Origin of the sequence: Treponema sp. UBA3813, from assembly GCA_002368605.1 — a bacterium.
GTDB lineage: Bacteria > Spirochaetota > Spirochaetia > Treponematales > Treponemataceae > Treponema_D.
This window is the reverse complement of the sequence record DFEB01000028.1, coordinates 1-8,056: the sequence shown is the minus strand read 5'-3', so window position 1 is coordinate 8,056 and position 8,056 is coordinate 1. Positions and strand designations below refer to the sequence as shown.

At 45.9% G+C, this 8,056-nt stretch carries 9 protein-coding genes; 6 read left to right on the top strand and 3 right to left on the bottom strand.

Features of this window, described 5'->3' with window-relative positions:
* Positions 1 to 261 (bottom strand): hypothetical protein (locus B2089_RS04405; protein ID WP_296686110.1); only part of this gene is annotated, 261 nt, incomplete at its 3' end.
* A gap of 275 nt (positions 262 to 536) precedes the next feature.
* On the opposite strand from B2089_RS04405, the gene B2089_RS04400 reads away from it, so the two are divergent.
* Positions 537 to 1,442 (top strand): pseudouridine synthase, encoded by a 906-nt coding sequence (locus B2089_RS04400; protein WP_296325977.1) that lies wholly within the window; start codon positions 537 to 539, stop codon positions 1,440 to 1,442.
* Here the strand turns inward: B2089_RS04400 and thrH are convergent.
* Complete coding sequence (gene thrH / locus B2089_RS04395) at positions 1,431 to 2,036, bottom strand: bifunctional phosphoserine phosphatase/homoserine phosphotransferase ThrH (protein WP_296325979.1); 606 nt, start codon at positions 2,034 to 2,036, stop codon at positions 1,431 to 1,433. The two genes, B2089_RS04400 and thrH, sit on opposite strands and share 12 nt — an antisense overlap.
* A 433-nt stretch (positions 2,037 to 2,469) precedes the next feature.
* On the opposite strand from thrH, the gene B2089_RS04390 reads away from it, so the two are divergent.
* The 5 genes from B2089_RS04390 (at position 2,470) to aroF (ending at position 7,063) form a co-directional block, all read left to right on the top strand.
* The gene (locus B2089_RS04390; RefSeq protein WP_296325981.1) at positions 2,470 to 3,294 is read left to right on the top strand and encodes a sigma-70 family RNA polymerase sigma factor; all 825 of its coding nucleotides are present in this window, start codon (positions 2,470 to 2,472) and stop codon (positions 3,292 to 3,294) included.
* Between the two features lie 37 nt (positions 3,295 to 3,331).
* Positions 3,332 to 4,522 (top strand): divergent polysaccharide deacetylase family protein, encoded by a 1,191-nt coding sequence (locus tag B2089_RS04385; protein ID WP_296325983.1) that lies wholly within the window; start codon positions 3,332 to 3,334, stop codon positions 4,520 to 4,522.
* Between the two features lie 10 nt (positions 4,523 to 4,532).
* Positions 4,533 to 5,573: a tRNA (adenosine(37)-N6)-threonylcarbamoyltransferase complex transferase subunit TsaD gene (gene tsaD / locus B2089_RS04380; protein WP_296325985.1), complete on the top strand. Its 1,041-nt coding sequence runs from the start codon at positions 4,533 to 4,535 to the stop codon at positions 5,571 to 5,573.
* 127 nt (positions 5,574 to 5,700) lie between these two features.
* Positions 5,701 to 5,841, top strand: coding sequence for a hypothetical protein (locus B2089_RS04375; protein WP_296325987.1), 141 nt, complete (start codon positions 5,701 to 5,703; stop codon positions 5,839 to 5,841).
* Between the two features lie 187 nt (positions 5,842 to 6,028).
* Positions 6,029 to 7,063 (top strand): 3-deoxy-7-phosphoheptulonate synthase, encoded by a 1,035-nt coding sequence (gene aroF, locus B2089_RS04370; RefSeq protein WP_296325989.1) that lies wholly within the window; start codon positions 6,029 to 6,031, stop codon positions 7,061 to 7,063.
* A 3-nt stretch (positions 7,064 to 7,066) separates the two neighbouring features.
* On the opposite strand, the gene B2089_RS04365 is transcribed toward aroF, so the two are convergent.
* On the bottom strand, positions 7,067 to 7,846 hold the full coding sequence (locus B2089_RS04365) for an HAD family hydrolase (RefSeq protein ID WP_296325991.1): 780 nt from the start codon (positions 7,844 to 7,846) through the stop codon (positions 7,067 to 7,069).
* Positions 7,847 to 8,056 lie beyond the last annotated feature (210 nt).

The following is an 8,056-nucleotide window of genomic DNA, read 5'->3' as shown; positions in this document are numbered from 1 at the left end:
AGAATTTATCAGAAAAGCAAGGAGTAGCGATATCACAAGAAAGTTCAGGACCGCAAAAGAAAGCCTGTACCGCAATTTTATTTTGATTCCGATAAAAAATGTCAGTACATTGAATCCCCAGAAAGTCCACATGAATGCAATTACAGGAAATGCCAAAATTCCAGCATGAAACAGCATGAGCACTAGTGAAAAGCCGACAAACGAAAAGACGAAAAACTCTATAATGCTTGCAATTAATGCTTTTTTTCTTATTGATTTCATTTTTACTTCCTTTTTCACCAGCCCAGTGGCGTGTCAGCATAACATAATTTCTCTGTATCCTTCATAAATTTTTCAAAGCCGACAAAACTGTCGGTATAAAATCTTTATGACTTTTACCAATTTCTTATTATATCATATTTTCATTTTTATGACACACTCCATTTTATGGATAAAAACAAAGGAAATCCTGGTCAAGTATTGCCCTTGAGCACGACAATGGCGTCCATTTAATTTTCCTTTGCCAAAATTAATGCAATTTGTGCTAGAATATACTCATGGACAGAATCGACAAAATACTCTCTCACCACGGATTTGGCTCCAGAAAGGATGTAAAAAAGCTGCTCCGTGATGAGCTTGTGACCGTAAACGGCAAGTTCGTCTACGACTCAGGCTTTCAGCTCGATATTGAAAAAGATGTAGTCTGCGTTGACGGCGAAGAAATCAAATTGCAGCACGACATCTACATCATGATGAACAAGTGCGCCGATGTAGTTTGCGCCAACAAGGACGGAGAGCACCGCACGGTTTTTGACTTGCTGGACGATTCTTTGCGCCACAAATTCCTTGGCGGAGACCTTCACTGCATGGGCCGGCTTGACATCGACACAGAAGGCCTTTTGATTCTCACCACAGACGGAAAGCTCACCCACCGACTGCTTTCTCCCAAAACTCACGCGCCAAAAACTTACGCCGTGGGCTTAAGGGACAGCCTGACCGAGGAAGAAAAACAAAAATACAGCGAAAAATTCACGAAAGGCTTTTGGATTGACCGGGAAGGCAATGAAGAGGGATTTGACGCCCAGCCCAGCGAGATTCAATTCACAATGCATAATGAAGAATTTAGAATTGAGGAATCAGCAATTAGTAATGGCGGTACGGCTGCGCCGTCGGGCGTTCCACCCTTCGCTGACGCTCATTGTTCCGTTCGCCCCACTCACTCCACAACTACGGGGTTCCATGCCCTACCGCATGAAAACTCGCAAGGTAGCCGGCATATCGACTGTCTTCTTACGATTTATGAAGGCAAGTTTCATCAGGTGAAGCGCATGTTCGCCCAGTTGGGGAACGAAGTGGTCTACTTAAAGCGGGTTAAGATGGGCCTGCTTGAACTCGACCCGAAAATCCCCCTTGGTGGCTACCGTGAGCTTAGCCAAGAGGAAATCGCACTTTTAAGCGAGTAGAACCTTGCAAATCGCCTCGTAAAGCTGGTCGAACTCGGTAAAGGCAGGAATATTGGGGAAGTCAGCCTTGATTTTGTCGGTCGTGCGGAAAAGGAAGCCGGCTTTGCTTGCCTGAATCATGGCGAGGTCGTTGTAGCTGTCGCCTGAGGCAATTGTCTCGTAGCCGATTGACTGCAGGGCCTTAACAGTCGTAAGTTTTGATTTTTCACAGCGCATTTTGTGACGAACGATAAAGCCATCTGAGTCAACTTCAAGAGAGTTGCAGAAAATCGTAGGCATACCCATTTTTTGCATGAGAGGAGCTGCAAATTCCTCAAAAGTATCGCTCAAAATGATTGTCTGGCACTTTGCGCGAAGTTTGTCCAAAAATTCCTTTGCGCCGGGAAGCGGGTCAATCTTGGCGATTGTGTTCTGAATGTCTTTAAGGGTGAGCCCGTGCTCCTTTAAGATTCCGATGCGCCAGGCCATGAGCTTGTCATAATCAGGCTCGTCGCGGGTGGTGCGTTTGAGTTCCGGGATTCCAGACTCTTCGGCAAAAGCAATCCAAATTTCAGGCACGAGAACGCCTTCCATATCCAAACAAGTTACAAACATAGTAAATTCTCCATAAAGAAAGTAGAAAAATTATAACAAAAACATTGAAAAGTTAAAACAGTGCGTTAAAATTTTTTATATGAGATAAGGCGGGCTTGGCTATGGAGCAGTGGCAAAGCCAGTCGCTTTTGCGACCGAGCGTGAGCGAGCTGCGGAACAGCCCCAGCGAGATGATCTCCCCCATGTATAAAATTTTATACGGCAAAAGTCCCTGTCTACATTTTTATACGGTCAAATCATAAATTTGTATTAAAATTTGCACAAATTCAAGTTTCGTTTTTCAGGCAATATCATCTCCCCTTAAAGGAATAATTCTTTATATTATCAAGATTTAATTCTTAATTTTAAATTCTTTATTCTCAATTTAAAAACTTGGCACGCTTCTTGCTTGTATATTTTCGTAGCCAAAAAATGGCTTTCAGGAGTTTTTTTTATGAAGATGTATGAGATGTATTTGAGCCAAATTCAAAAATATCCGCTTTTGGACGCGGACAAAGAAAAAGAAATCGCGACTCAAATCGCTTCTGGCGATAAAAACGCTGTCAAACGGCTTGTTAATTCAAATCTTCGCCTCGTTGTCAGCATTGCCAACAAATTCAGAAAAACTTACAAGGTCTCTACGATGGACTTGATTCAGGAAGGAAATTTGGGGCTTATGGCCGCCGCCGAAAAATTCTCACGCACTTACAATACGCGCTTTTCCACCTACGCCTATCCCTGGATTTTACAGTACATGCTCCGATTCATTCACAACAAGACTTCGATGATTGCGATTCCCCAGCGCAAAGAAGAAGTTCTCCGCCGTCTCTCAAACATGCAGGACGAATACACTCAGGCAACAGGACGGGAAGCAACGACGGCAGAACTGGCTTATTCACTGGGAATCAGCGAGGATGAGCTTAAGGAAGCCCTAGACTGTCTCTACACTTGCACAAGCCTTGACTGTGAATGCAGCGATGAAAGCTCAGCGACAATCGGCGACCTTATCCCGGATTTTACTTACGACCCAGAACGAGCTTTCTTTATGGAAATCGCAAAAAGCAATATCAAAGAGCTTGTGGCAAATCTTTCAGAAAAAGAAAGAATCGTTCTCGCAGGCCGCTACAATTTTGAAGGAAAAGTCCATGCACCGACACTGAGGGAATTGGGAACAAGTCTTGGAGTTTCAGCCGAAACTATCCGCCAGACAGAAATCAAGGCGCTCAAAAAAATCCGCAAGGCAGTAGACGAAAATAAACTGGAGTTGTACACGGCATAGCACAGAATAGAAAAAATTGATAAAATAGATTCAATCTATGCCAAAAAAAAGTACAGGCACACGCACAAAACGTTCGACGCCCACAAAACGACCGAAAGCGAAAAAGCCAAAGGTTACACTCGCAAAAAACAAAGTCATTCTTCTCTCTGCACTAATTTCTGGACTCTGCGTGCTTGCCCTTACTCTAAGCGTAATTCTTACTAAAGAGCCGGGCGCAATTCCTTTGCAAAAAGCACAGGCTCAATCTCAGGCGAAAGCCGAAAAAACAGCAGAAAAAATTCAGACTCCCAAAACAAACCCTCACAAACAGGAAAAGGTCGCGCAGAAGCAGCAGGTAAAGCCAGCTGTCCAGCAAAAAAAAGAAACAAAACAGAGCGAAAAGCCCGCGCAGACGCAAAAAACAACCCCTCAGGCACAGCCGGTAAAAAAGACCGAGAGCGTAAAAACTTCGTCAAATCAGAATTCCCAGATTGCCTCTGTCACGCCGCCAAAGCAGCAGGAGCAGATTCAGCAGAATGTTCCCCGAAACAGGTTTGACCTTCCGCCGGCTTCAAACGGAGCAACAGTTGTGATTATTATCGATGACGCAGGCCGCAGCGTGGAAAACACAAAGAGATATGCCTCACTCCCCTTCCCCATTACCATTGCAGTCCTTCCCAAACTGAGCCAGTCCAGAGCCTGTGCCGACGCAATCAGGGCGGCTGGGAAAGAGGTGATTCTGCACCAGCCCATGCAATCCATGAACTTAAATCTGGATCCAGGGCCGGGCAAAATCACTGCGGACATGTCAACTTACGAAATCGCGCAAATCGTAAAGCAGAATCTTCTGGAGCTTGGCCCCGGAGTTAAGGGCATGAACAATCACGAAGGCTCGCTGATTACATCAAATGTCATAAAAATCGGCGCAGTTCTTGAAGTTTGTAATGAAATGGGAGTATATTTTTTAGACTCGCGGACGACGGCGGTAACTCAGGCTCCCCAAGCGGCTCTGGAGCGGGACATGCACATTTTTGAAAAGGCAGGCCCCTATCTGGACAACGACATAGACCGGGCAAAAATGCTTGAGCGCATGAGGGAAACCTTAGCCTACGCCAACCGCCACGGCCGGGCAATCGTCATCGGTCATGTGGACAAGAGCGTGAAAATCCTGCCAGACCTTCTTTCCGAAATGTACCCGGAAATGAAAGCCGCCGGCTACCGATTCGCCACGCCCAGCATGTTAAGATAGAAGGAAGTATATGAAAGTTTTAGGAATAGAATCATCTTGCGATGAAACCGCCTGTGCTATTGTTGAGGACGGAAAAAAAATTATCTCCAATGTGGTTGCAACCCAGATTCCCTTTCACCAGATTTACAAGGGCGTGGTTCCGGAGATTGCCAGCCGCAAGCACGCCGAGTGGATTTTGCCTGTGGTAAGGCAGGCTTTAACCGAAGCCGACATGAGCTTAGAGCAGGTGGACGCAATCGCCGCCACTAACAGGCCGGGCTTAATGGGAAGCCTTTTGGTCGGCCTCACTTTCGGAAAGACTCTGGCCTGGGCGACAGGAAAGCCCTTTATCGCAATCAACCACATGCTGGGCCACATGTACGCCGCTCACCTTGAAAACGACATTCAGTATCCATATCTTGGGCTTTTGGTTTCGGGCGGTCACTCAATCATCGCCAAAGTCAACGGATTTGACGACCTTGAGGTACTCGGTACGACGGTTGATGACAGCGTGGGCGAGGCTTTTGACAAGGTTTCAAAATTTTACGGACTGGGCTACCCCGGCGGAGTCGTGATTGACCGTCTCGCTCAAAAAGGCGACCCGAAATCTTTTGCTTTTCCAATCGCAAAACTCGACAAGCGGGAGACCAACCGCTACGATGTTTCATTTTCAGGGCTGAAAACGGCCGTAATCCATCAGGCAGACTCATTTTTAAAGCCGGGCTATGAAAACACGACCGAAAATCTTTGCGCCGCCTTTCAGGAAACTGCCTGCAAGACCTTGACCAGCCGGCTTTTCCGTGCAGTCGAAGACACAGGGCTTAAAACCGTGGTGGCTGGCGGCGGTGTCGCGGCAAATTCAAGGCTCCGTGCGCTTCTTGCCGAACGAAGTGACATTAAGTGCATCTTCCCACCTCTAAAACTCTGCGGAGACAACGGAGCCATGATTGCGGGCGTTGCCTATCACTTCCTGAAAAGGGGCGACCGAAGTGACTGGGACACCACAGCCTGCGCGAGAATTCCGCAATTCAAACGCGGATTAGCAAATTTAGAAGCATTTGGCCGAAGATAATCGCGTTTGAATTGCTATGGCGACGACAACGAAGTCGCCACACAATTCAAACGCGGACTTGCAAACTTAGAAACATTTGGCAGAAGATAGCTTGACAAAATAACTTAAAAGGAATTAAACTGAATTTATGAATCGCAACACTTCTTATGCGACAGAAAAATCTTTCTCTAGCCAGCAGGCTTCTTTTACGAAGGCTTACTTTTATTATGGCTATTTTTATTTTTCTCGTGCCCGCTATGGAAGTCATACGCCAGTTTTGAATGCGTAAAGTTGCGAATTAATTTAGGCAATTCTAAGGACTTCCAGACCGGAAGTCCTTTTTTTATGCCCAAAATATTACAAAATTAAAATCCACAGATTAGCAGGATTAGCACAGATTATAAAAATCAAACAATTTTGACAAAAAAATCTGTGAGAATCTGTGTAAATCTGTGGACAAACTCAGGAGTAAAAAAATGATTGTTGTATTGAAAAACGGTGCAGAAAAACAGAAAGTTGATGAATTAAAGGCAAAACTCAAATCCCGCGGGCTTGACATCCACGAGTCAAAGGGTGCTGATGTAACGATTTTGGGCTTGATTGGCGACACCAGCCGGATTACGCCGGAAGAACTGCTTGCCAACGAGATTGTTGAAAGCGCCCAGCGGGTAAAGGCACCTTACAAACAGGCCAGCCGCTCCTTCCACCCGAAGGACACTGTGATTTCAGTAAAATCAGCGGCGGACGGAAATCTTGGCGCCGACATCGGTGACGGAAAAACCTGCGCTATCATGGCAGGCCCCTGCTCGGTGGAAACGGAAGAGCAGATTATTGAAGTGGCAAAGGCCGTAAAGGCAAGCGGAGCCAGATTCCTCAGGGGAGGAGCCTTCAAGCCTCGCACTTCCCCCTACTCTTTCCAGGGCCTGGGAGCGGAGGGGCTTGAGCTTCTTAAAATCGCCAGAAAAGAAACAGGTCTTCCCATCGTAACCGAGCTTATGGCAATCAATCAGATTCCACTTTTCGAGGATGTGGACATCATTCAGATTGGAGCCAGAAATATGCAAAATTTTGACCTTCTTAAAGAAGTTGGAAAGCTCAAGAATCCGATTCTTTTAAAACGGGGACTTTCCGCCACGGTAAAAGAATTTTTGATGAGCGCGGAATACATCATGGCAAGCGGAAACGAAAATGTAATTCTCTGCGAGCGTGGAATCCGCACTTTCGACAACTACACGCGAAACTGCCTTGACCTTTCCATCGTTCCATATCTTAAAAAAGAGACCCATCTTCCTGTCATCATCGACCCCAGCCACGCCTGCGGAATACGGTGGATGGTTCCAACTCTGGCAAAAGCGGCAGTAGCCGTGGGAGCAGACGGACTTATCATCGAAGTGCATAACAATCCCGAAAAAGCCCTCTGCGACGGCGAGCAGAGCCTTACGCCAAGCCAGTTCGACGACTTGATGAAGCTTTTGCGAAAATATGCGGCCGTTGAAGGCAGAAACTGCTAAAATCTAAAATTCCTGACAGACGAAACAACGCTGAATCCACTTTGCGACTCCGTCGTTTTCGTTTGACTGGCAGATTTCATCGGCAGAAGCCTTTACTTCTGGAATGGCGTTTTCCATGGCGACACCCTTTCCACACATCTTTAGCATACCAATGTCATTGAAATCATCACCAAAAGCCACGATATTTTCTGGCCGGATATTAATGGAAGAGCATAGGTTTTCAATCGCTTTTTCTTTAGTCGCATCTTTTTTGCTGATTTTGTACCAAGGAATATCTGAAAAAGGAAGGTAATCGGCGTTTTCTATTCCGATGCTCAAAAGAATCTTTTCAACAATTGTCTTGTCCGGCGTTTTGAGGCAGATTTTCATGGCAGGCTCGGAAAAATCATCGAAATCAGCGTAAGTCCAGAATTTATCACCCAATTCTTCTTTGGAATTTGAAAAAAGCCCGGTCTCGTTATCCACGCTGATGGTAAAATCTTTGCCGCAGAGCCTGAAAGCCTCGTCAATCAAAGTCCGAGTTTCACTGGCAGAAAAAGCACTGGAATAGATTTTTTTGCCCTTGTAAAAGGCAAGCCCGCCTCCGTTCGTAATCATAATGTCCGGGGAAAGGCCTTCGAGAAATTTTGAAGCGTTCACCAGCGCACGAGAGGTAGAAATGCCGAAAAGAATCCCCTTGCTTTGGGCAGAGGCAATCACATCTTTTGTAAAGGCTGAAATGCTTTTGTCATTGTGAAAAAGCGTGCCGTCTAAATCAGAAAGAATTACAGTTTTGTTTTCCATAGCCGATTATACCCGCCGCGATTGTATTTTACAAGCAAATTTCAGAGATAAAAAAATTGCCCCGCAGAGGGGGTAGCGACCAACAAAGTGGGCTTGCCCTACGAGCATAGCTCTTCGGGAGACTCGCTAAAAACGCTTCTCAAGCGTTTTTGCCCTGCTATGCAGTGCCGCTCACTAAGGGGGAGACTGTAAATTCCAAGAAACAAATAG